Genomic DNA, 23155 nt, shown 5'->3' with positions numbered 1-23155 from the left:
TTTTGCATAATTCGATTCCGAACGCTTAAAAGTACAATATATAGACGAACTAAACCATTTCGATCTTTATATTGCTGGTTTGAAGAGACGATTATTGATCTATTTCAACCTGTTCTGTCTGGAGGACACTTAAGGCTTGAAGTTTACGTGTAATTTCCTTTTGCCACTTTATATCTCCGACTTGTACCGCAAGATTGAGAAGATCCAAATAATCATCAATATGCAGGGATGTTCTACTAAAAGCTTCTTTCACTGCGGTTCTGCCTCCTTTGGGGTACATGTATATTTGTTTTTTCAATAATGAGAATCATTATCAAAGAATGAGCTTATTCATATTATGCCTGTGTTCGAGATAAATTGCAAGTTATGATATGAATGAATTTTGAAGTGCACGAATGAGGGCTTGAAAAAGCAAACCCTTCTCCTTAAGTTCACACATTGTTCACTTCTTTTCTATAGAACATAATGAAAAGAACAAGCGGGCATTGAGTGTTCACCGACAGGGACAATTCGCGCAATGCTTCAACAAGAGGAGGAAAAGGATAATGGGCAGAACAAAAATGAAAGCGTTCTCTATTTTGGTGGCGAGCGCCTTGGCATTGACGCTGACAGCTTGTAATAACGGACAGAGCGAAAGTCCGGGAAACTCAGGAAGCAAGGGTGGAGACGCTGCAAGTAAAGAAGTGACGATCACCTTCCAGAACATTAATCCTGATCCTAGCACTCCTTCATACAAAATGATAAAGCAAATTGTAAGTCAATATGAGCAGAATCATCCGAATGTCAAAATTGAGCTGGATTCGCTGAACACAGATCAACAAAAGCTAAAGCTCAAAACACAGGCGGCGGCGAAGGAAGTTCCGGATATTACGATTGTAAACCCGGCCGCACAAATGAAGCCCTTCGTGGATGCCGGGTTACTGGCTCCCCTGAACGATGTGGCAGATAAAGATGGCTTAAAAGATACATTTCAGGATGGACTGCTCGATTATTATAGCTTCGATGATAAGTTGTACGCTTTTCCGGACGGTAACAATATAGAAGTGGTGTTTTACAATAAGGAGCTGTTCGAGCAGGCGGGAATTCAAAAGCTGCCGACCACCTTTGATGAGCTGATTACGGCGGTCAAGGCGCTGAAGGCAAAGGGGATTACCCCGATTGCGATTGGGGAAAAGGATTCGTGGACCGGATCACTTCTTTTCATGAATATTTTGCTGCGTACGAATGAAGGGCCGAATTTCCTCAAAGATGTGCTGGACGGCAAAAAGACGTTTAATGATCCAGCCTTTGTGGAAGCAGTTGATGCATTTCAGGAACTGGTGCAGGCAGGGGCTTTCCCTGATGGAGCTACATCCATTGACTATAATGCGGGCGGTAATATTTTTAAAACAGGAAAAGCTGCGATGTATATCATGGGCACATGGGAAACAGGGTCTATTGATGCTTCTTCGGTAGCAGGCAAGGTGGGTGCGTTCCAATTCCCTACGGTGAATGGCAAGGGAGATGTGAATGAGTATGTGATTGCGCCGGGCAGTGCGTTTGCAGTATCGGCGAACAGTGAGCATTTGCAGGAGACAAAGGATTTTCTGCACTATTTTATTACAGAGATGCCCAAGATCCAGTTTGATCTGAAAAATGCGATTGGCAGCGGTCAGAAAATGAAAGGCGATCTGAAGGAGGCGGGCTACTCCGAGCTGGCCATTAACCTTAATGAGCTATTCAAAAATGTGAAGGGCGGCGACCTCGCTTTTGATAATACGATGAATCCGGCTATTGCGCAGGCGCATCTGAGCAGTATTCAAAATCTATTCGTGCAGAAAGAAGACTCTGCACAAGTTGCCAAGGAGCACCAGAGCGCTTTTGAAGCGAACAAATAGTTGCAGCTTAACAGGGGGAGGGGCGCATTAGTTCCTTCCCTGATTTGAGATAAACATGAGCTGCGCATCCTTAGAAGAAGTTCTGAAAAAACACAAAGGAGATTGGAGCATGAATGTACTGAAGGTGCCGGCACGCACCATTGCCGTTTTCGTGCTGCCCTGCCTGCTGCTGTACACCTGTATGGTGTTTGTTCCGATTTTGGTGTCGGTGTACTGTGGACTGCTGGATTGGAACGGGATATCTGAGGCGAAGTTTGTGGGGCTGGCGAATTTCGAGCGAATTTTTACAGCCGATCCGGTGTTCTGGCCGTCTGTGAAGCGGACGATGATGTTCGCTGTGTTTTCCTTGCTGGAAATTCCGTTCTGTCTGCTGCTGGCTATTTTGCTCAATCGCTATGTGCGTAAGGCGAATACGCTGGTTACGATGTATTTTCTGCCGGTCATTTTGTCAGTAGTTATTATCGGGCAACTGTGGAAAACGATCTATAATCCGGCCTCAATGGGTGGGATGCTGAACGGTATTTTGATGTCGGTCGGGCTGGAAAGCTGGACACGCTCATGGCTGACAGAACCGCAGATTGCCATGTACGCGCTCTATTTTGTGTCGTTGTGGCAGTATTTTGGCTATCATTTGCTGATTCAGTTTACCGGGGTGCAAAATATTCCGAATGAGTTGTACGAGGCAGCCAAAATGGATGGAGCTGAGGGTTTTAAAGCAGACCGTTATATTACGCTGCCGCTCATTGTGCCTATTTTCAAAATATCAATGGTATTGGCCTTTATTGGTTCTCTGCAATCGTTTGATCTGATCTGGGTGATGACGGGTGGAGGGCCTGCTCATGCAACGGATACGGTTTCCACATATATGTACAACATGTCCTTTTTGTCTATGAAATATGGATATGGCAGCGCATTGGCTTCGTTTCTCGTCATTATCTGTTTGTCATTTACAATTGTGATAAATTTTGTTTTCAAACGAATCGAAAATAAGGTAAGCTAAAGGGGATGAAGCTGTGAACACCATGAAGAAAACAATGGTCTTTTCCTTGCTGGCGGTTTTGATCGTCACGCAGCTGTATCCACTCTTCTGGCTGCTGACCTATTCGTTGAAGACGAATGAAGAGATTTTGAGCGCAAGCTTCTTTGCACTCCCTCAAGTGCCCCAGTGGCACAACTATCAGGAAGCTTATGAATCAGGGAGCTACTTGCGCTATTTGGGAAACAGTGTGCTGGTGACCGGAGTTACGATGCTATTCGTCATTTTATTAAGCTCGATGACTGCTTATGCGATTACGCGTTTTCGCTGGCGCTTCGGGGCTGCTATGCTGACCTTGTTTCTGATTGGAATGATGATTCCGATGCAGGCAACGCTGCTGCCGCTGATGGTGATGTTCAAAAACATCAACATTCTCAATACGTATTTCTCGCTAATTTTACCCTACATTGCTTTTCAGACACCGATTGCGGTTTTCATCCTGTCCGGCTTTATGCGGTCCATTCCCCACGAGATTGAAGAATCCGCTTACATTGATGGGGCGAGCATTTATCGTATTTTTCGCAGTGTGATCTTACCCATCTCGATTCCGCCGATGATGACGGTGTGTATTTTGACCTTTATTAATATCTGGAATGAATACATTATGGCTGCCACCTTTATCTCGTCAGAGAAGCTCAAAACACTCCCTTTCGGCGTCTATACATTCGTCAGTCAGTATTCTGTGAACTACGGCAATATTGGCGCTTTTCTGGTCATGGGGGCCTTACCGGTCGTTATTATTTATTTTGTCCTGTCCGAAAAGATTACCAAGGGCATGGTAGCGGGGGCGGTTAAAGGGTAGGCGAGCGATTCGAAAGGAGCGCACGGAGGTATGATGCGCCGTTTTCAGTCTATTCACCACCGCTTGTTTATTCTATTCCTGTTGAGCATGTCTGGTATTGTGCTGGCGATCAGTTTGTTATTTTATAACCGTACTACAGTGCAGTTCCATGATAAGGTCAGTGAGCTGGCTCGTAAAAATGTTTCCCAAACGGCAGGACTGTTCGAATTGCTGCTCAGCAGCTATAACAGTCTGTCCAAATCGATCAGCAACAATATGGATTTGGTTCGTCTGCTAACGACGGATACCAGTGATTTACCCGCCGTCAATTACATCAATGAACGTACAATTACCAATATTCTGGGAGCTATCTATTATTCGCGGGAGGACCTGATTGGCATTCATGTCATCACAGACACAGGCAAGGTATACAACTACGGTAATTATATGAATGTTATTGATACCGATTACGAACACACTGAATGGTATAAGGAAATTCGAAAGTCAGCGGGCAAAATTGCATGGCTGGGCGTTTATCCTCACTCTGTCATTGACCAGGTGGAAACCAGACCGGTGTTTGCGTTCGGGCGCCAGCTCTATGATCTGGATGAGCATAAGCCGATTGGTATTGTCCTGTTTGAAGCTGAACCGCGCTCGGTTCTGTCCGCCCTCCACAATTTGCGGCTGGGTACCAATAGTCAGGTATATCTGGTAGGCAATGAAAATCGGATTGTGTCGGCTACTTCCTCTGAACCGCCACCAGATCTGCAAAGTCTGGAGCAGCAGGTACCGGAGGATGATGTCATTGTAAATCGGAGTAATGAGAAGGTTGTAATCGCTTCCAAATTGCCGTTTGCCGATTGGTCGGTCATTAGTGTGACACCCAGCGGGGATTTGAACGTGGAACTGGTGCAAAATCAAAGGTATTTGCTCATCGTGGTGCCTGTGCTCATTATTTTATCCGCGCTGATTGCGTCCATCGTCTCCAGACGTATTTCGCTTCCGCTGAAGCGGGTCATTCGGGAAATGAAACGGGTAGAGACGGGGAATTTCCGCCATACGTTGGAGATTGAATCGTATGAGGAAATCAACCAATTGGCGACATCCTTCAACCATATGGTAAGACGGATTGCCGAACTGATCGAACTGGTTCGCATATCATCGGTCAGTGAAAAAAATGCCGAGCTGCACGCGCTCCAGACGCAGGTCAATCCGCATTTTCTGTATAATACGCTGGATATGATCTATTGGATGCTGGATGAAAAGGAGCAGGATCAGCTCGGGGAAGTGGTCCTTTCCTTATCCCATATGTTCCGCTACAGCAGTCATTGGGAGGAAGGAGCCGATGTCAGCCTGCGCGAAGAAGTGGAGCAGATCGGGCATTACCTTACGATTATTCAGGCACGACTGGAAGGCAGGGTATCCGTAGACATCAGTATTGATGAGCGCTGGATGGATATCCGCTTGCCGAAAATGACCTTACAGCCGTTGATTGAAAATGCGGTCAAGCACGGACTGGAGCCTCTTCATGCGAATACAGGCGGCAAGCTGCTCGTCAGGGCAGAGGAATATGGTGGCGTATTAAGCCTGCATATTATAGATAACGGTGCAGGGATGGAGTACGAACGATGGGAGGTGGTTCAGGTTGCTTTGGCAGAACCCGGCAAGCAGGCGGGCAGCGGGCAGGCGGGAGGCATCGGCCTGCAAAACCTAAATTTACGGCTACGGCACATGTTCGGAGAAGAGTACGGCCTACGGATTTCCAGCGCACCTGGGGCCGGAACGACAGCCACTGTAAGTGTGCCTCTGCCACTGAAGGAGGAGAAACATGAATATTCTGATAGCTGACGATGAAAGTATGATTCGGCAGGGGATTCGGCGCACCATTGGCCAGGCACTGCCAACCTGCGGCATTCATCTCGCTGCTTCCACCGAGGAAGCAGCAGGCATTCTGGCGGAGCATCCCGTGGATATTGTATTAACTGATATCCTGATGCCCGGTATGGATGGTCTGGAATTCATGCGCATTTCCAAGCGAAAGCATCCTCATCTACAGTGGGTCGTCATCTCGGCCCATTCCGATTTCCAATACGCGCAAAGAGCAGTGAAGCTGGGTGCCAAAGACTATTTGTTAAAGCCAATCGGCAAAAGAAAGCTGCTGGAATGCATTGAAGTGCTGGCAGCCGAAGCGCTTGTCGCTTCGCAGCAGGCCAACGAGGGCAGGCTTCTCAAATCCAATATGGTCTATTTGCGTGAGGCTGTTTTTCAACGCTATGCACTTGGACTGGACACGGGAAAACTGGATATACAGCCTTTTATCGAAAATTACCCGGAGTTTTACCTCTTCATGGTTCGCATGGAACCTGATCATAAGCAGACGCATCTGGAGCATTTTATGATTGAAAACGTACTGTCCGAGCTTGTTGAGGCGGGAGGCAGCGGTTTTGTCGTCAGTCTCGACCGCCACAGCCTGCTGGGCATTGCACGACTGCGGGATGAAGCAGAGGCCGCGCGGCTGGAGACGTTACTCGAATCCCACTTGAAGCGTTATGTGAGGGTACCGTTACAAATTACGCGTTCGGGGGTTCACCACAATTTTGCATCCATTCCCGAAGAAGTGGCACGGCTAAGACGAACGCCCGAGGAGATTGCGGCGGCGGCAGTGGACGCGGGAGAATGTCTGCGAAAAGGCATGCATACGGTGGATGTGGCGCTGCAATATATCCGGGCCCATTTTACCGAGGAATTGTCGCTGGAGAAGGTAGCTTCGGTTGTCTTTTTGAATCCGGTGTATTTCAGCCAGTTGTTCAAGCAAAAAACCGGACAAGGCTATAAGGATTACGTTATTTGCTTACGAATGGAGGAAGCGAAGCGGCTGCTCGGTGATCCTCATCTTCGGCTGGCTGATATATCCGAGCGGATTGGTTATCAGGACATGCGGCATTTTACACAGGTATTCCGGCGCAAATGTGGTATGACTCCAACCGAGTATCGGCATCAGGGAGTCAAATAAGGCGGCATCAACGAAGGAATGACGGAAGTTCATCCAGCATAAGGCTGTTCCATGAGTAGAGCTGTAGAGCATCTACTCGGGAGCAGTCTTTTTCGTGTCTCCAGCTTGTAGCTGTTCAACCAATTTGCGAGCCGCATTGGATAAATAACGATCCTTGCGCCATACGACGGCAGGCTGGGTAACGGGAAACGGCTCCTTAATGGAGAGCGTGCGAATTCTGTCCCCGTATTCTTGTCCCAAGCCAGTGTCTGGAATGATGGTAATCCCCATGCCTGTGGATACGAGCGCGAGAATGGTCGATATTTCAGGACAGTCCAGTACGACGCGCGGAGTAAGATGGTGCTCCTGAAATTTGCGGATGACGGTTTCGTATAATCCGTGACCTTCTGTTCGACGTGCCAACAGGAGGTCATAGCTGGCTGCTTCCTGTAGCGTAATTTCTCCACTCGAATGACGATCTGCCCATTCACATGGAAGTACCGCAACAAAAGAAACGCCCTCCAGTTCAATCGTATGGTACGAGTTGTCGTCTACCGGAAGCAGCAGCAGAGCCAGATCGACTTTATTTTGATGCAGCAGTTCTTCCAGATGATGTGTGTCCCCGTGTCCTATCTTAACGTATACCTCCGGGTAATCCTGATGAAAGCGGCTGAGTTGTTCGGTAATTAGAGACATGCAGGCGGATGAAGTGCCTATGGACAGGGTGCCGGTTACGTTGTTTTCAAACTCCCCAATTTCTCTACAGGTATCCTCCATTTCAGCCAGTAATCGTTTGGCGCGGGTGTACAGTGCATATCCGGCCTCGGTGACCTCCCACTTCTTTCCTTCCCGGTAAATCAGCTTTACCCCAAGCTCGTCCTCCATATTTTTGAGCTGCTGACTCAGCGGAGGCTGGGCCATGTTGAGCGTGCGGGCGGCTTTGGTGATTTGTCCTTCCTCCACAATGACGCAAAAGTAATGCAGATGCTTCATATCCATTGGGGGATTCCACCTCATTTCTGAACAACGCTTCGATTTGAATACTTTTAAAGTATGCATTACATATATTATATATATTTTTCGTGTGCAAGGAACAGGCGTATAATTTTTGACAGTGATGCATTGGTGAACATACAACGATGGGGTGGAAGGAGGGGACATATGAAGAAAATCATTGTAGGAATATCGGGAGCGACAGGGTCGATCTTCGGTATCCGTATATTGCAACAATTACGGGAGGCCGGAGTGGAGAGCCATCTGGTGCTATCCCCGTGGGCTATTGCGAACATTCCCTATGAGACAGGCTACACGGTGAAGGAAGTGGAGGCCATGGCGGATGCAGTTTATTCGTATAAGGATCAGGCTGCGCGTATTTCCAGCGGCTCCTTCCGGGTAGATGGCATGATCGTTGCTCCTTGCAGTATGAAGACGCTCGCCTCTATTCGTATCGGTATGGCGGACAACCTGCTCACCCGATCAGCGGATGTGATGCTGAAGGAGCGAAAGAAGCTGCTGCTCATGACCAGGGAAACACCATTAAGCAGTATTCATCTGGAAAATATGCTGGAGCTGTCACGTATGGGCGTGATGATCCTGCCGCCGATGCCTGCCTTTTATAATCATCCTACAAGTATTGAGGAATTGGTGGACCATATTGTTTTTCGCGCATTGGATCAGTTCGGTATTGTCACAACCGCAGCCAAACGCTGGGATGGAATGAAGCAGACTGACTCCAGACTGCACCAGAATTGAGAAAACGGAAGACAAAGGAGAATGAATGATGGCTTATAAAGACTTTCGCGATTTTCTGCATACTTTGGAGAAGGAGGGGCAATTGCTTACGATCAGCGATGAGGTAAAGCCGGAGCCGGACCTCGCAGCAGCTAACAGAGCATTAAACAATCTTGGAGACAAGACGCCTGCTCTCTTTTTCAACAATATCTATGGATATACGGATGCTCGTATTGCAATGAATGTGATGGGCTCCTGGCCTAATCATGCCCTCATGATGGGAATGCCAAAAAACACGCCGCTCAAGGAGCAGTTTTTTGAATTTGCCAGACGCTATGAACAATTCCCGGTGCCTGTGAAGCGGGAAGAAACCGCTCCTTTTCATGAAGTCGAGATTACAGAGGATATTAATTTGTTTGATATTTTGCCGTTGTTTCGTTTGAACCAGGGAGACGGAGGGTTTTATCTGGATAAAGCGATTTTAGTTTCACGCGATCTGGATGACCCGGACACCTATGGCAAGCAAAACGTCGGCTTGTACCGGATGCAGGTCAAGGGCAAAAACCGTTTGGGTATCCAACCTGTACCGCAGCATGATATTGCGATCCATATCCGTCAGGCTGAGGAACGCGGTGAAAATCTGAAGGTCGCTATTGCTCTCGGATGTGAGCCTGTGATTACCACGGCTGCTTCTACGCCGCTGCTGTACGATCAATCGGAATATGAGATGGCGGGCGCCATTCAGGGTGAGCCTTACCGTGTGGTCAAAGCCAAGGATGCGGATCTCGATCTGCCTTGGGGAGCCGAGGTTATTCTGGAAGGTGAAGTGTTAGCGGGTGAGCGTGAGTATGAAGGTCCATTCGGTGAATTTACAGGTCACTATTCCGGCGGCCGCGCAATGCCAGTCATTCAGATTAATCGTATATATCACCGTAAGCAGCCTATATTTGAGCATTTGTACATCGGGATGCCTTGGACGGAAACGGATTATATGATCGGTGTGAATACAAGTGTACCGTTGTTTCAACAGCTCAAGGATGCATTTCCTAATGAAATCGTAGCCGTTAATGCCATGTATACGCATGGGCTGGTCGCTATTATTTCCACAAAAACCCGTTATGGCGGCTTTGCGAAGGCTGTGGGGATGCGTGCGCTAACGACTCCGCATGGATTGGGATATTGCAAGCTGGTGATTGTGGTAGATGAGGATGTCGATCCGTTCAATCTGCCGCAGGTCATGTGGGCCTTATCCACCAAGCTGCATCCGAAGCATGATGCTGTCATTGTGCCGGGCCTGTCAATTTTACCGCTTGACCCTGGCTCTGATCCGGCAGGCATGACGCACAAAATGATATTGGATGCGACGACACCTGTAGCACCGGATATTAGAGGCCATTATTCGCAGCCGCTCGATTCTCCGCTGGGTGTAGCGGAATGGGAAAAAAAGCTGAGCCAAATGCTTCGTTAAATATTTTTGAAAATATAGAAAGATTAAAGGAGTGCTGACAGATGCATATTTGTCCCCGTTGTGAATCTAATCGTTCGGAGGTTGTTACCTGTTCGCCAGTGAAAGGCGCCTGGGAGGTCTTGCTGTGTCCTGTATGTATGTTCACATGGCGCACCTCGGAACCGGATAGCATTACTGATCCGGCAAAGTATAAATCGGCGTTCAAGGTGAACCCCCAAGATATTCCGAATGCCGCCCATGTCCCTCCTATTCCGGAGCGGGTACAGGGTCGTTCGTAAGCAGCCGTAAATTATGGTACTTTGAAGATATAGGCCAAATGTAAAGGGGATTATACTTCATGCAGACACCAAGGATTGGTAAGGAGCTGTTCTCGCTGCTGGATGGCAAGGGGCTGGAAAACAAGCAGCATGAAGCAATGATGCTGCTGACGGTCACGGAAGATCAGTGGCCGCACATAGCGATGATTAGTGTGGGCGAGGTTGTAGCGCTGGACGAGGGAAATTTACGTCTGGCACTATGGCCGGGTACGACCACGACGGGCAACATGATCCGTACTGGGAAGGCGACGCTTGCGGTGTTCACCGGGGGGAAGGCACATTATGTGCGGTTGTCGCTGGAACATCTGCCTGCTTTGCCCGGGGCCAAGCATGTACGCGAGCGTTTTGCGGCACGGGTTTTCGCAGCCAGAGAGGATTCTGCTCAATATGCGGATATCTTGACAGGTGTCACGGTTCGTCTCAAGGAGCCGGAATCGGTGATCAATCGCTGGAAAGAAACAGTGGCAGAACTGTTAATGTAAAATTTAGTAGTTAATAAGGACCAAATTTTCTTTAAAGCCTAAACTATTCTTTTCCACATGTCGACATAAAACGTAGGTATAAGGATTTTGCGAAAGCCTTAATTTTAAGTTTCGAAATGGGAGGGAATTAGATTTTGAAGAATAGATGGTCCGGTTTCTTGGCGTTGGTCATCCTGATCTCAAGTTTTACATCATACGCAGGGTTTGCATCCGCAGCTGATCCGGTGCTTTCCAAGATTGTCCTTTCCTCTAACGAGGTAACTGTGCAGCAGGGAGATACGGCTGCGTTGACGGCTACGGCTATTTATGCCGATGGGACGACTTCAAATGTAACTGTAAGCACGGATTGGAAAAGTGATAATACTGCTATTGCTACGGTATATAACGGTACGGTTTCAGGTAAGGGCGAAGGGGAAGCAACTGTGGTTGCGACCTATAAAGATAAGATACAATCGGTTCAGGTACATGTAACGAAAAAGGTTAAGGCGCTCACATCCAGTGTACAAAGCTTGAGCTTGCGTTCAAGCGGCACAGGACAGATCAATCTGACAGCGACTTACAGTGATAACACAACAGCTCAGGTATCGGGTGATGCGACTTGGACTTCGGATAATCAAAAGGTAGCAACTGTAGTTAACGGATTGGTTACCGCTCAGGGAGCAGGTACAGCCAATATTAAGGCCGTATATGGCCAACAGACCGTAACGATTGCTGTGCAGGTGGAGCAGGTTAAACGTCTCGAGGTCAGTTCATCAGAGGTTTCTCTTTTGCTGAAGGATACTGAGAAGGTTAAACTTACGGCGACATTCCCGGATGGATCGGTACAGGACGTGACAGAGTCCGCCGAGTGGAGCTCCAGCAATGCAGCTGTGGCGGATGTACTGAAAGGCACCATTACCGGCTATAGCGCGGGTAAGGCGACGATTACTGGTAAATACGGTACGATGTCTGCTACCATTTCGGTGGATGTGGATCAAACGAATAAGCTGAAAGCCAGCGAATCCAATATTTTTCTCCGTTTGGATGAATCCAAAAAAGTACAGGTTTCTGCGGTGTACCCGGATGGAACGGTAACGGATGTCACGGATAAAGCCACATGGTCCACAAGCGACGAAAAAATTGCGACGGTGACCAAAGGAACGATTATGGCGATTGGAGCGGGTTCGGCTACGGTGACCGCGAAGTATGGTGATAAGACGGTTTCGATTAAGGCAGACGTGGAAACGTCCAGATATCTGAATTTGAGCGAGGACAAGCTGAGCCTGAATGCCAAGGAATCCAAGAAGCTCAAGCTAACCGCGACGTACGTAACAGGTACGGAAGAAGATATCACGGATAAGGCAGAATGGAAATCCAGCAATGAAGATATTGCTTTTGTCAGCAAGGGTGAAGTGACGGGCTATAAAACAGGTGAGGCTACGATCACTGCTTCTTATGGCGGCAAAACAGTCACAGCGACGGTATCTGTGAATGTGCCTGGTGATCTGGCATTGTCCTCCAAAACGGCAACGATTGATATTAATGAAGACTATGTTGCGACTCTGACTGCTACCTATGCAGATGGTCGTAAGGAAGATGTTACACAGGATGCAGAATGGACTTCAAGTGCGGAAGATGTTGCTTCGGTATCCAAAGGTACAATTACAGGTAAAGCAGCGGGTAAGGCGGTTGTTACAGCCACTTATAATGGCAAAAAGCTGACCATTAATGTACAAGTCGGTCTCGTAGACCGTTTGGAAACAGACACACGCGTGATTGCGCTTGGTGCCCAGGAAACGAAGCAGTTGAAAGTAACAGGCGTCAAGAGTGGCGGTACAAAAACAGATGTAACCAAGGATGCCACCTGGACTACCAGCAATGTGAAAGTGGTCGAGGTTAGCGAGGGCTTGATCAAAGCGAATGGCAGTGGTAAGGCTACTGTTACAGCTTCTTATGGCAAGCAAAGCATTACATTTACAGTAGAAGTGGATGTGGCGCAACATATTGAGGCGGATGCTATCGCGTTATCGCTTAAATCCGGAGATCAAAAAACCATCGCAATTGTGGTCAAATCCAGTGATGGCAAAGAAAAAGACGTTACGGCCCAAGCCGAATGGAAAACGTTAAATTATAAGGTAGCTACAGTCAAAAAGGGACAGGTTACCGCAGTAAGCTACGGTAAAACCAATATTCAGGCGAAGTTCGGCGGGAAATATATCACCGTACCGGTGGATGTCGATACGCTTAAATATTTGCAAACTGACGAAGTCTCGCTGAATTTGAAAGTAGGACAGGTAGCTAAGGTTACGGCTACAGCTACGTATAAGGATGAGTCGGAGAAGGATGTATCCAAGCCGGCTGTCTGGTCCTCGTCCCGAATTATTGTTGCTACGGTTAAAGACGGCAGCATTAAGGCACAGGGTAAAGGTAAAGCTGTCATTACGGTGAAATATGCAGGTAAAACGACGAAGGTACAGGTGAACGTTCAGTAAGAAAAAAGGGGTGTCCCAAAAGCCATGGAAATGGCAATGGGGCGCCCCTTTGCTTTAGAGAAGGATATTCGTTGGCACTCAGATGGACGCTTCGCGAACGGACCGTTGTTCCAATCGCTGTTGTGACCAGCGAGAAAAGCTTCTGCAATCCTTCTAAAATCAAAAAAACCCGTTCTTTGATAAAATGGAAGTGTCTCCCGATCTACATGCGGGAGGAGGTTTACCGCTTAGAAGCTACGACTTATCCTTCTTGGCTGGTATGTTGCGCGTAAGCGATTCCGTCAGACGCTTGCCGGTCGGCGTTTGGGCCAGGCCGCCTTTGGCGGTCTCGCGGTGCTTGGACGGCATCGCGCTGCCTACTTCGAGCATCACGTCGATGACTTCGTCAGACGGGATGGCGCTGCGCACACCCGCCAGAGCCATATCCGCAGCGGCAAGCGCGGTCACGGCTCCCAGCCCGTTGCGTACGATGCACGGAATCTCCACGAGCCCGGCGACGGGGTCGCAAATCAGGCCGAGCGTGTTCTTGAGCGCGAGGCCCACTGCATGAATGGCCTGTTCTGGCGTACCGCCGCGCAGTTCGACCATAGCGCCTGCGGCCATCCCGATGGCTGAGCCAATCTCGGCCTGACAGCCTCCCTCCGCACCGGAGATAAAGGAATTGTTGGCGATAACGTAGCCGATCGCTCCAGCGGTGAACAGTCCGCGCACCATATGCTCGTCATCCCAGCCAAACCGCTCCTGCGCGCTGATGAACACGCCGGGAATGACCCCGCATGAACCCGCGGTAGGCGTGGCAACAATGCGACCCATGGACGCATTGACCTCCGACACGGAAAGGGCGTACGCCATGGCGAGTGCCGAGGCATCGCCGGAGCAGGTTTCCCCTGCGCGCAAATATTCTGCCAGGCGCTTGCCGTCGCCGCCCGTCAATCCGCTGCGGGATACGGTGTCCTGTGTTTGCCCGCGATGAACGGCTTCCTTCATGACTTCATAATAATCAGCCATTTGTCGGAAGATTTCTTCCTCCGGTGTGTTCGTTTCTTGTACCTGTTCCTTGATCATCAGGTGCCCAATCGTAGTGGATTCCTCGGCGCACAAGGCACCTAATTCATGCAGATGGCTAAACCGCATCGGATTCAGCTCCTTTTTTCAAATTAATCATTTTGATTTCATACATATGAGGCAAAGCCCGCAGCTCGGCAATTAATTTAGCCGGAGCGGGGCTATCGGTTTCAATAGCAGTGAGCGCTTCGCCATCCCGGCCTTTGCGATCCACGTGCATGTAGGCAATGTTAATGTCAGCTGCACCCAGCGCCGAAGTCACCGCGCCCAACGTTCCGGGCTTATCCGAGTGAAGAAGCACCAGCGTAGGCAGCTCTCCGGTCAGATTGACCCGGAACTCGTTAAGCTGCTGGACATGAATGTTTCCGCCGCCGATGGAGGAGCCTAGCAGCGTGCGCTGGTCTTCACCTTTCCATAGCTCGAAGCGGACTGTGTTCGGATGGGGGGCGGGCAGTCCGCTGACAGCGAACTCTACTTCCATCCCGGCTTGCTCTGCACATTGCTCCGCATCCGGAATCCGGTGGTCGTCTGTATCGTAATTCAGCAATCCGGCGATGAGTGCCAGGTCTGTGCCGTGTCCCTTGTACGTATCGGCAAATGAGCCGTACAGCGTCAGGCGGGCACGGTCAGGTTGCGCACCGAGCCAGTGCCGGGCAACGCGTGCGAGCCGCACTGCGCCTGCGGTATGCGAGCTGGAGGGTCCGGTCATAGCCGGACCAATAATGGAAAATACATCTTTGAAACGCATGGTGTGGCCCCCTGTATGTTTGAATACCATAGTATATGGTGCTGCCGCGCCTTGCGCGGGTGCGACGGTTTCTAATGCTGACGCAGCATGTAAGCACAAAAAAAGGACAGGATAAGGAAATTTCCCTTATCTCTGTCCTCGTTACCTGAGAGTTTCGTGCGGGTGTATACCGCCTTACCCCTTGGGTGGCTTGCGCTCTCTCCAGAGTTGCGTCAGATGGCGATTCATGGACCTGAGAGATTATCCGCCAGCCGGGTGCTGGCGTCTTGCTCCTTCGGTGCCGCCGGGATGTGCTTCCCGGACAGACTCTCCCGTCATCTTCATTCGCGTATACCGTTCAACATTTCCTCCTAAGCGTAATGTATGCCATGCTCGGTGTCAATCACAGGTTGGAATTTTACAGAATCAGGAATCTTCTCAATAAAAAAGATTAAATTTTACATAATTATGGATGAAAACAGGAAGGAATTAGAAGGTTGATAGCTAATCTGATAGAGGACAAGCTAATTTATGGAATATGGGAGGGACATTTACGAATGGTAAAAGGTTTCCGGTTCACAGGTTCACGCTTAAAAGGAATGCTGCATCTGGCGGCAATCGTATCACTGCTGGTAGGACTCTTCGTTCCATTCGGCCAGGTCAAGGCAGAGGGCTCGTTGACGGTAGCGGAAGCGCTTCAGCGTCAAAGCAGCGGAGGTACGGTGACGGTAGAAGGCTACGTCGTCGGACATGCCACCGGATCGAAAACGGCTAATTTCTCTGCCCCGTTTGCAAACGATTTTAACGTACTGATTGCGGATCAGGCGAGTGAACGTAATACGTCTAATCTGTTAAATGTACAACTGACATCCGCGTATAGAGGAGCATTTGGGCTGTCAGGCCATCCTGAGCTGATCGGCAGTAAAATTCGCGTGACGGGTGCGCTCGGTGCCTATAACAATTTTGGTGGAGTGAAAAGCCCAAGCGCTCTGGAACTGGTAAGCGGAAGCGAGCCTGGTACTCCAGGTCAACCTGGTACTACATTGCCGGATGGAAAAGGCAAAAAAGTGCTGTTTGATAATACGCACGCACAGACAGCCGGAGCAGCAGATTGGGTTATTGATGGAGCCTTTTCCGATTTTGCGGGCGGACTGCGTAATGCAGGTTTTACCGTGGACCCGTTGAACCGTTCCATTCCTTTTACCTATGGAGAGCAGGCTATAACGTACGACAAGCTGCGTCCATACGATGTGTTCATCATTGGTGAAGCCAATGTTGCCTTTAAGGCATCCGAGCAGGCCGCACTGGTGCAATATGTGAAGAATGGAGGCAGCATTTTCTTCATTTCTGACCACTATAACGCTGACCGGAACAAAAACCGTTGGGATTCCTCCGAGGTTATGAACGGCTACCGCCGTGGAGCCTATTCCAATCCGGCCAAAGGCATGACTACAGAAGAAGCTGCATCACCAGCTATGCAGGGATTAACCAGTTCCGACTGGCTGGCGACGAACTTTGGCGTTCGTTTCCGCTACAATGCACTTGGTGACGTGAACGCTACGGACATCGTAGCGGCAGATCAATCCTTTGGCATTACGAAGGGTGTACGTTCGATAGCAATGCATGCTGGTTCTACACTGGCGATTATTGACCCGACCAAGGCGAAAGGAATCGCCTATATCCCTACAGGCACGAAAAAATGGGGTAATGCCGTGGACCAGGGTGTCTATATCGGCGGGGGTCGTGCTGAAGGACCTTATGCTGCTGTAGCCAAGGTAGGTCAGGGCAAGGCAGCGTTTATCGGTGATTCTTCACCAGTTGAGGATGCCACGCCGAAATATGTACGTGAGGAAAACGGACAGTCGAAGAAGACGTACGATGGATTCAAGGAAGTGGACGATTCCACCTTCCTGGTACAGACGGTCCAATGGCTCGCATGGAAGCAGGACTATACGAAGCTGTCCGATGTAGCGGGCCTGACGCTGGACCAGCCAACACAGTTGCTGCCGTTCGAGGAGCCTGCGGCTTCCACGGAACCGCAGCCTGAGCCTTGGGCTGCTCCGGCAGCGGGCTACAAATGGTATGATCCAAGAACGTTCAAATCCGGCTCCTATGGAGCGGCTTTGTAACTAACGAAGAGAGCACAATTTGAGCTGTACTAGCCAGTCGCTTGATCCCTTTAAGGGGGTCAGGCGGCTTTTTTTGCGCTGAAAATTAACCTGTGGTTGGTTATTTCATTACATTTTGTGCCAGAAAGGTCGCGCTGCTGCTGAATCATTGGTTTTATCAATGATGATGATAGTCTAATCTTAATTGATATATCCATATACTGGTGGTAGGATGAATTCAAATTATTCCGACTAAATCGGTATGTAATGTTTATGAGAGGTTTAACATCAAGCGTGGCGTGCATAAGCAGGACAAGGCCATGGAGAACGGAGGAAGCACACACATTGAGTATCGAGCCGGTGTTGGAGATCAAAGGGTTAACGGTATCTTTTCGCATTAAGGATCAATATTACCCCGCAGTTGACCATCTGGATCTGACGGTCAACCCCAATGAGGTGCTGGCTGTGGTCGGGGAATCCGGCTGCGGCAAAAGCGCGCTGGCGCTTTCGATAGCACAGCTGCACGATCTGGAGCGTACCCGCGTGCAGGGACAGATTCTTTTTAAAGGCACGGATCTGAATCGCCTCTCCACAGGGCAAATGAACAAAATCCGCGGAGCAGGCATCGGCATGATTTTTCAGGACCCGCTGACCGCGCTGAATCCGCTAATGAGCATTGGTAAGCAAATTGAGGAAAACCTCGATTATCATACGACCCTCTCTACGAAGCAGAAAAAGGCACGTGTGCTGGAATTGCTGGAGAGTGTGGATATTCCGAATCCCGTACGTGTATACGACCAGTATCCACATGAGCTGTCAGGGGGGATGCGGCAGCGTGTGATGATCGCGATTGCCATCGCTTGTCGTCCTGCCCTCATTATTGCTGACGAGCCGACTACAGCGCTCGATGTAACCATTCAATCTCAAATTCTCGACTTGCTCAAGCAGCTTCAACAGGAGACTGGAAGCGGCATTATCCTGATTACGCACGATCTTGGCGTTGTGGCAGAGGTGGCGGACCGCGTGGTGGTCATGTATGCCGGAGAAATCGTGGAAAGCGCCAATGTTTTTGAATTGTTCCGACAGCCCCAGCATCCGTATACGCGCTCTTTGCTTGCATCCATGCCGGGATCGCATACCAAGGGAGAACCGTTGCACGTCATCGGAGGAATCGTCCCTTCCTTGCAGGATATTCCCCGCAATAGCTGCCGCTTTGCTCCACGTATCCCCTGGATTCAGCATGAGGTGCATGAGGATCATCCCCATTTAAGTGAGGTTTCTCCCGGGCATTGGGTCCGCTGTACATGTTATCAGCATTTTCATTTTGAAGACGAGGCAAAGGGGGGAGCTGCTCATGGCACTGCTGGAGCTAAATGATCTGAGAGTCCATTATCCGGTGCGCGGTGGTTTCTTCCAGCGTGTGGTCGATCAGGTAAAAGCGGTGGATGGTGTGTCCATCAGCATTGAGGCGGGTCAGACGTACGGGCTGGTGGGAGAATCCGGCTGCGGAAAAACGACAACGGGCAGAACGATTATCGGGCTGAACAAGCTGACGAGCGGGCAAATTCTTTTTAACGGAAATGACCTAACGGCCTTGAGCCGTAACAACCGCCATCCGCTGCGGAGAGACATTCAGATGATCTTTCAGGACCCGTATTCCTCGCTTAATCCGCGTAAGCGTGTGCTGGATGTCATCGCTGAGCCGTTGCGGAATTTTGAAAGGCTGAGTAGTGAGGAAGAACGACGAAAAGTTCAGACGCTGCTGGAAAAGGTCGGCTTGAACGCTGATGCGGCCTACAAATATCCGCATGAATTTTCCGGGGGACAGCGACAGCGGATCGGCATTGCGCGTGCGCTCACATTGAATCCAAAGCTGATCATTGCCGATGAGCCGGTATCAGCGCTGGATGTGTCCGTTCAGGCACAGGTGCTTAATTTTATGAAGGATGTGCAGCGGAAATTTAATTTGACGTATTTGTTCATCAGCCACGATCTCGGTATCATCCGCCATATGTGCGACCAAATCGGGATTATGTACCGGGGGCGTCTGGTGGAGCAGGGAAGCGAGCAGGATATTTATGAGCATCCACAGCACTTGTATACCCAAAGGCTCATTGCGACCATTCCGAATATAGATCCTGCCAAACGACTGGAAAATGCTCAAAAAAGGCGAACGCTGTTGTCCTCCTACAAAACAGAGCTGCCCAAACATCTGGACGAGAACGGCAAGCCGTTTGTGCTAAAAGCGGTAAGCCCGTCCCATCAAGTCGCTTTACCATAAAGGGGGGACAAAATATGTGGAAATTTACACTGCGTCGGCTGCTGATTATGATCCCTCAGCTGTTTGCTTTGAGCATACTTATCTTTTTTCTGGCGAAGGCCATGCCGGGGGATGCCCTGACAGGACTCATAACCTCGACACCCAATTTGAATCCGGCGGCGTTGGAGGAGCAACGGCAAAAATTAGGGCTGAATGATCCGGTGTGGATACAATATGGCAACTGGCTTGCCCGATTGGTTCACGGGGATTTGGGAAAATCTTATGTACATAAAATCGGCGTCACCGATCTGATCGGTAGCCGTCTGGGGAACACGTTCTTTTTGGGCGTAGTGATCCTGATCTTGACGTATCTGATCGCGATTCCGCTCGGTGTACTTAGCGGTCGTTATCAGCATAGCCCGCTGGACAAAACCGTGGTGGGTTATACCTATCTCAGCTTTGCGACCCCCTTATTCATACTCGCGTTGCTGCTGCTGTACGTGTTCGGATTCAGGCTTGGCTGGTTTCCGACCAGCGGCAGTGTGGATGTGGGCGTGGAGCCGGGAACCTCGGCATATTACATCAACAAGGCTTACCATCTCATATTGCCAGCGGCTACAGGAGCATTGCTCAGTACGACAGCCACGATTCAGTATTTGCGCAATGAGGTCATTGACACACGGTTAAAGGATTTTGTGAAAACGGCGCGTTCCAAAGGGGTACCCGAGGGGAAAATCTATTCCCGTCATATTTTCAAAAATTCGCTGCTACCGATTGCCGCCTTTTTGGGCTATGACCTGACGGGAGTGATTGCGGGCAACATTTTCCTTGAATCCATCTTTGGGTATCCGGGGCTGGGGCAGCTATTTCTCCAGTCCATCACCCAACGTGATTTTTCAGTCGTGACCGCGCTGGTGATGATTTCCGGTTTTCTGGCATTATTGGGAACCCTTTTGTCTGATGTCATCCTGAGCAAGGTCGATCCCCGCATTCGGATCGAATAACGAACAACTTCAGAGGAAGGGGAGGGGTGTAAGGTGTCCATACAGGTGGAGGAGGTTTTCACGCCGGAGATCATTCGTAAATCACCATCGAGCTGGTCTGTACTGCGCCGCGAGTTGGTGCGTGACAAAACAGCGCTGGTGTCCATCGCGTTTGTGGTCTTGTTTTTGATCTTTATTTATTCATCTGTTCTGTTTGTGAATCAGGATGTAGTCACGACGGTGGATTTGGGCGCGATCCGTGAGGCTCCAAGCTCGGCACATGGGCTGGGCACGGACCGGGCGGGCAGAGATATTTTCGGTCAGCTGGTCATTGGAGCCCGCAATTCCTTCACCATCGGCTTTACGATTACATTGCTATCCGCCGCTATCGGCTTGACGCTGGGACTGCTGGCCGGTTTTTATGGCGGTTTGGTTGATAACATCATCATGCGGATCATTGATTTTATTCTGGTACTTCCGTTTTTGATGCTGGTCATCGTATTCGTCAGTATTGTGCCCAAGAGCGGCATAGGATCTTTTATTTTCATCATGACCGCTTTTTTGTGGATTGGAAAAGCACGCCTGATTCGAGCCAAGGTACTGTCGGAGCGGGAGCTGGACTATGTGCAGGCCTCCAAAACGCTCGGCACACCCACTTGGAAAATCATCTGGTTTGGCGTGCTGCCCAATCTCAGCTCGGTCGTGATCGTCAATCTGACGCTCAGCCTCGCGGGAAATATCGGGATTGAAACCGGACTTTCCTATCTCGGCTTTGGGTTGCCAGAATCCACGCCAAGCTTGGGTACACTGGTGAGTTATGCGAATGATCCCGATGTATTGCAGAATAGCTGGTGGATGTGGTTGCCTGCTTCTTTACTTATTTTGGTGCTAATGCTGGCGATCAACTTTATCGGCCAGGCGCTCAAACGCGCCACGGATGCCAGACAACGATTGGGTTAACCGAAGTTCAATGATAAGGACAATGACAAGGAGGGGCTTACAATGGTTAAACGCTGGAAAAAAGGAATTCTGCCTGTTCTATCTGCAATTTTGGTACTTTCTCTGGCCGCGTGCAGTGGCTCGCCTTCCGCTTCGAATGGAGGAAAGTCGTCTGACGGTACAGGCGGCACAGGATCAGACAGCAAGCAGGTGAATGCGACAGCGCTGGCGAAGGCGGTCAAGAACGATAAGGCACCGATTAAGGGCGGCATCATCAATTATGCACTTGTGTCCGATACCCCTTTTGAAGGAATTTTGAACCCTGTATTTTATGATGGCAATCCTGATTTTGAAGTCTTCCAGTTTTTCTACCCTTCTATGTTTTCGATTGACTCCAATCTGAATATTGACGATAAAGGAGCGGCGACGATTTCCTTTTCCCCAGACAATAAGGCTGTGACTGTCAAAATTGATCCCAAACTGAACTGGACGGATGGTAATCCCGTAACGGCGGAGGACTATGCCTTTTCCTATGAAGTGATCGGTCATAAAGACTACGAAGGTCCGCGTTATGATAGCTTTATGACCAACATTGTAGGTATGGAGGAATATCACGCGGGCAAGGCCAAAACGATTTCCGGCATCAAGATACTGAATGAGAAAGAGGTTACCATTCAGTTCAAGGAGCCTAATCCTTCGGTGAAATCGGGACTTTGGTCTACGCCACTGGAGAAAAAGGTGTTTCAAAACATCTCGGTGAAGGATATGGCTGGATCTGATCCTGTCCGCAAAAATCCGATTGGCTACGGACCGTTCAAAATTAAATCGATGGTCACAGGTGAATCTGTGGAATTTGTCAAAAACAAGGATTATTTTCACGGTGAGCCCAAGCTGGATGGCCTTCATTTGAAGGTTGTGAACCCGAATGTCATTACAGAAGCGCTGAAAAGCGGAGAGATTGACTGGGCCAGCTATCCAACCACCCGTTACGATGAGGCCAGCAATCCGAAAAATGTACAGTTTCTCGGTCAGGAGTAATTATCTTATAGCTATGTAGGCTTTAAGATGGGAAAATTCGATCAGGCCAAGAGTCTAAATATCATGGACCCGAACGCCAAGCTGGCGAATAAGTCATTGCGTCAGGCCCTTGGCTATGCGCTGAATAATGAGCAGGTCGGCAAGCAGCTCTTTCACGGGCTTCGGGTTCCGGCAACGTCTCTGATTCCGCCTGCCTTTAAGGGATATCATGACGTGAACGCGAAGGGCATCACCTATGACCCGGACAAGGCAAAAAAGCTGCTGGACGAGGCGGGATATGTGGACACCAATGGAGATGGCTACCGTGAGGACCCTAAGGGTAAGGAGCTGGTGCTTCATTATGCAGCGATGAGCGGGGATGCGACAGCCGAATCGCTGGCGAAGTTCTATTTGCAAAACTGGAAGGATGTCGGACTTCATGTCGAGCTGGTAGACGGTCGTCTGCTGGAGTTCAATTCCTTCTATGACCGTGTGCAAAAGGATGACCCCGGCATTGATATTTTTGGCGGCGCGTGGGGAACAGGTTCAGATGTGAACCCTAGTGGGCTGTATGGACGCGGAGCCAGCTTTAACTATTCCCGTTTTACGAGTGAAGAGAATGATAAGCTGCTGCAGGAAGGGGTGTCTGTGAAAGCCTTTGACGACAATTATCGTAAAGATATATACAATCAGTGGCAGGCGTATATGAGCGAGGAGGCACCCATCGTACCGACGTTATTCCGTTACTCGTTGGAGGCAGTGAATAATCGGGTAGCCAATTACGATATTACCCGTGGCAAGGAGTATGATGCAGACACGTTTGCGAATATTAGGTTGACTGCGGAAAAAGCCGAAGTAGCCCAATAATCTAAAAAAGCGCAATAACCTGAAGAAGAAGCGC

The 23155-nt window shown here is 49.5% G+C and carries 19 protein-coding genes, 1 pseudogene and 1 riboswitch; of the genes and pseudogenes, 16 read left to right on the top strand and 4 right to left on the bottom strand.

Features of this window, described 5'->3' with window-relative positions:
* Window positions 1-91: 91 nt before the first annotated feature.
* Window positions 92-253 carry a lysine-specific demethylase gene (locus ASL14_RS27355; RefSeq protein WP_014279404.1) on the bottom strand — a complete coding sequence of 54 codons (162 nt, stop codon included), beginning with the start codon at window positions 251-253 and terminating at the stop codon, window positions 92-94.
* Window positions 254-545: 292 nt separating this feature from the next.
* Here ASL14_RS27355 and ASL14_RS10155 point away from each other — a divergent pair, with 292 nt between their 5' ends.
* The 5 genes from ASL14_RS10155 (at window position 546) to ASL14_RS10135 (ending at window position 6707) form a co-directional block, all read left to right on the top strand.
* A complete protein-coding gene (locus ASL14_RS10155; protein WP_025685911.1) occupies window positions 546-1877 on the top strand; it encodes a sugar ABC transporter substrate-binding protein in 1332 nt (443 codons plus the stop codon).
* Window positions 1878-1986: 109 nt separating this feature from the next.
* A complete protein-coding gene (locus tag ASL14_RS10150) occupies window positions 1987-2877 on the top strand; it encodes a carbohydrate ABC transporter permease (RefSeq protein WP_134911496.1) in 891 nt (296 codons plus the stop codon).
* Between the two features lie 13 nt (window positions 2878-2890).
* The gene (locus tag ASL14_RS10145; RefSeq protein ID WP_134911495.1) at window positions 2891-3715 is read left to right on the top strand and encodes a carbohydrate ABC transporter permease; all 825 of its coding nucleotides are present in this window, start codon (window positions 2891-2893) and stop codon (window positions 3713-3715) included.
* Between the two features lie 30 nt (window positions 3716-3745).
* Window positions 3746-5542 carry a sensor histidine kinase gene (locus tag ASL14_RS10140; protein ID WP_134911494.1) on the top strand — a complete coding sequence of 599 codons (1797 nt, stop codon included), beginning with the start codon at window positions 3746-3748 and terminating at the stop codon, window positions 5540-5542.
* Window positions 5523-6707, top strand: a complete 1185-nt coding sequence (locus ASL14_RS10135) for a response regulator (RefSeq protein WP_134911493.1) — start codon at window positions 5523-5525, stop codon at window positions 6705-6707. The genes ASL14_RS10140 and ASL14_RS10135 overlap by 20 nt, the downstream gene beginning before the upstream one ends.
* Window positions 6708-6779: 72 nt before the next feature.
* On the opposite strand, the gene ASL14_RS10130 is transcribed toward ASL14_RS10135, so the two are convergent.
* The gene (locus tag ASL14_RS10130; RefSeq protein WP_134911492.1) at window positions 6780-7685 is read right to left on the bottom strand and encodes a LysR family transcriptional regulator; all 906 of its coding nucleotides are present in this window, start codon (window positions 7683-7685) and stop codon (window positions 6780-6782) included.
* A gap of 162 nt (window positions 7686-7847) precedes the next feature.
* Between ASL14_RS10130 and ASL14_RS10125 the strand changes: the two genes are divergently transcribed.
* From ASL14_RS10125 to ASL14_RS10105, 5 genes are all read left to right on the top strand, one after another.
* The gene (locus tag ASL14_RS10125; protein ID WP_134911491.1) at window positions 7848-8438 is read left to right on the top strand and encodes a UbiX family flavin prenyltransferase; all 591 of its coding nucleotides are present in this window, start codon (window positions 7848-7850) and stop codon (window positions 8436-8438) included.
* A gap of 28 nt (window positions 8439-8466) precedes the next feature.
* Window positions 8467-9885 (top strand): non-oxidative hydroxyarylic acid decarboxylases subunit C, encoded by a 1419-nt coding sequence (locus ASL14_RS10120; protein ID WP_134914502.1) that lies wholly within the window; start codon window positions 8467-8469, stop codon window positions 9883-9885.
* Window positions 9886-9926: 41 nt separating this feature from the next.
* Window positions 9927-10163 carry a non-oxidative hydroxyarylic acid decarboxylases subunit D gene (locus ASL14_RS10115; protein WP_134911490.1) on the top strand — a complete coding sequence of 79 codons (237 nt, stop codon included), beginning with the start codon at window positions 9927-9929 and terminating at the stop codon, window positions 10161-10163.
* Window positions 10164-10222: 59 nt separating this feature from the next.
* Window positions 10223-10684, top strand: coding sequence for a pyridoxamine 5'-phosphate oxidase family protein (locus ASL14_RS10110; RefSeq protein ID WP_134911489.1), 462 nt, complete (start codon window positions 10223-10225; stop codon window positions 10682-10684).
* 134 nt (window positions 10685-10818) lie between these two features.
* Window positions 10819-13155: an Ig-like domain-containing protein gene (locus ASL14_RS10105; RefSeq protein ID WP_134911488.1), complete on the top strand. Its 2337-nt coding sequence runs from the start codon at window positions 10819-10821 to the stop codon at window positions 13153-13155.
* A gap of 234 nt (window positions 13156-13389) precedes the next feature.
* On the opposite strand, the gene sdaAA is transcribed toward ASL14_RS10105, so the two are convergent.
* Together sdaAA and sdaAB are read right to left on the bottom strand one after the other, a co-directional pair.
* A complete protein-coding gene (gene sdaAA, locus ASL14_RS10100; protein ID WP_134911487.1) occupies window positions 13390-14289 on the bottom strand; it encodes an L-serine ammonia-lyase, iron-sulfur-dependent, subunit alpha in 900 nt (299 codons plus the stop codon).
* Window positions 14279-14968 carry an L-serine ammonia-lyase, iron-sulfur-dependent subunit beta gene (gene sdaAB, locus ASL14_RS10095; protein ID WP_134911486.1) on the bottom strand — a complete coding sequence of 230 codons (690 nt, stop codon included), beginning with the start codon at window positions 14966-14968 and terminating at the stop codon, window positions 14279-14281. The genes sdaAA and sdaAB overlap by 11 nt, the downstream gene beginning before the upstream one ends.
* A 210-nt stretch (window positions 14969-15178) precedes the next feature.
* A riboswitch (glycine riboswitch) is annotated at window positions 15179-15292 on the bottom strand.
* Between the two features lie 212 nt (window positions 15293-15504).
* On the opposite strand from sdaAB, the gene ASL14_RS10090 reads away from it, so the two are divergent.
* The 6 genes and pseudogenes from ASL14_RS10090 to opp4A all read left to right on the top strand — a co-directional run bounded on the left by ASL14_RS10090 (window position 15505) and on the right by opp4A (window position 23121).
* Complete coding sequence (locus ASL14_RS10090; RefSeq protein WP_134911485.1) at window positions 15505-17076, top strand: DUF6359 domain-containing protein; 1572 nt, start codon at window positions 15505-15507, stop codon at window positions 17074-17076.
* Between the two features lie 324 nt (window positions 17077-17400).
* A complete protein-coding gene (locus ASL14_RS10085) occupies window positions 17401-18432 on the top strand; it encodes an ABC transporter ATP-binding protein (RefSeq protein ID WP_134911484.1) in 1032 nt (343 codons plus the stop codon).
* Window positions 18410-19336: an ABC transporter ATP-binding protein gene (locus ASL14_RS10080; protein WP_134911483.1), complete on the top strand. Its 927-nt coding sequence runs from the start codon at window positions 18410-18412 to the stop codon at window positions 19334-19336. Before ASL14_RS10085 ends, ASL14_RS10080 begins: the two co-directional genes overlap by 23 nt.
* Window positions 19337-19350: 14 nt before the next feature.
* Window positions 19351-20319 (top strand): oligopeptide ABC transporter permease, encoded by a 969-nt coding sequence (opp4B, locus tag ASL14_RS10075; protein ID WP_134911482.1) that lies wholly within the window; start codon window positions 19351-19353, stop codon window positions 20317-20319.
* Window positions 20320-20358: 39 nt separating this feature from the next.
* Window positions 20359-21258 carry an ABC transporter permease gene (locus ASL14_RS10070; RefSeq protein ID WP_134914500.1) on the top strand — a complete coding sequence of 300 codons (900 nt, stop codon included), beginning with the start codon at window positions 20359-20361 and terminating at the stop codon, window positions 21256-21258.
* A gap of 42 nt (window positions 21259-21300) precedes the next feature.
* Window positions 21301-23121 (top strand): annotated as a pseudogene (gene opp4A, locus ASL14_RS10065) (oligopeptide ABC transporter substrate-binding protein).
* Window positions 23122-23155 lie beyond the last annotated feature (34 nt).

The organism is Paenibacillus sp. IHB B 3084, from assembly GCF_001447315.1.
GTDB lineage: Bacteria > Bacillota > Bacilli > Paenibacillales > Paenibacillaceae > Paenibacillus.
The sequence above is the reverse complement of the archived record's forward strand: the minus strand, read 5'-3'. Positions and strand labels throughout refer to the sequence as shown.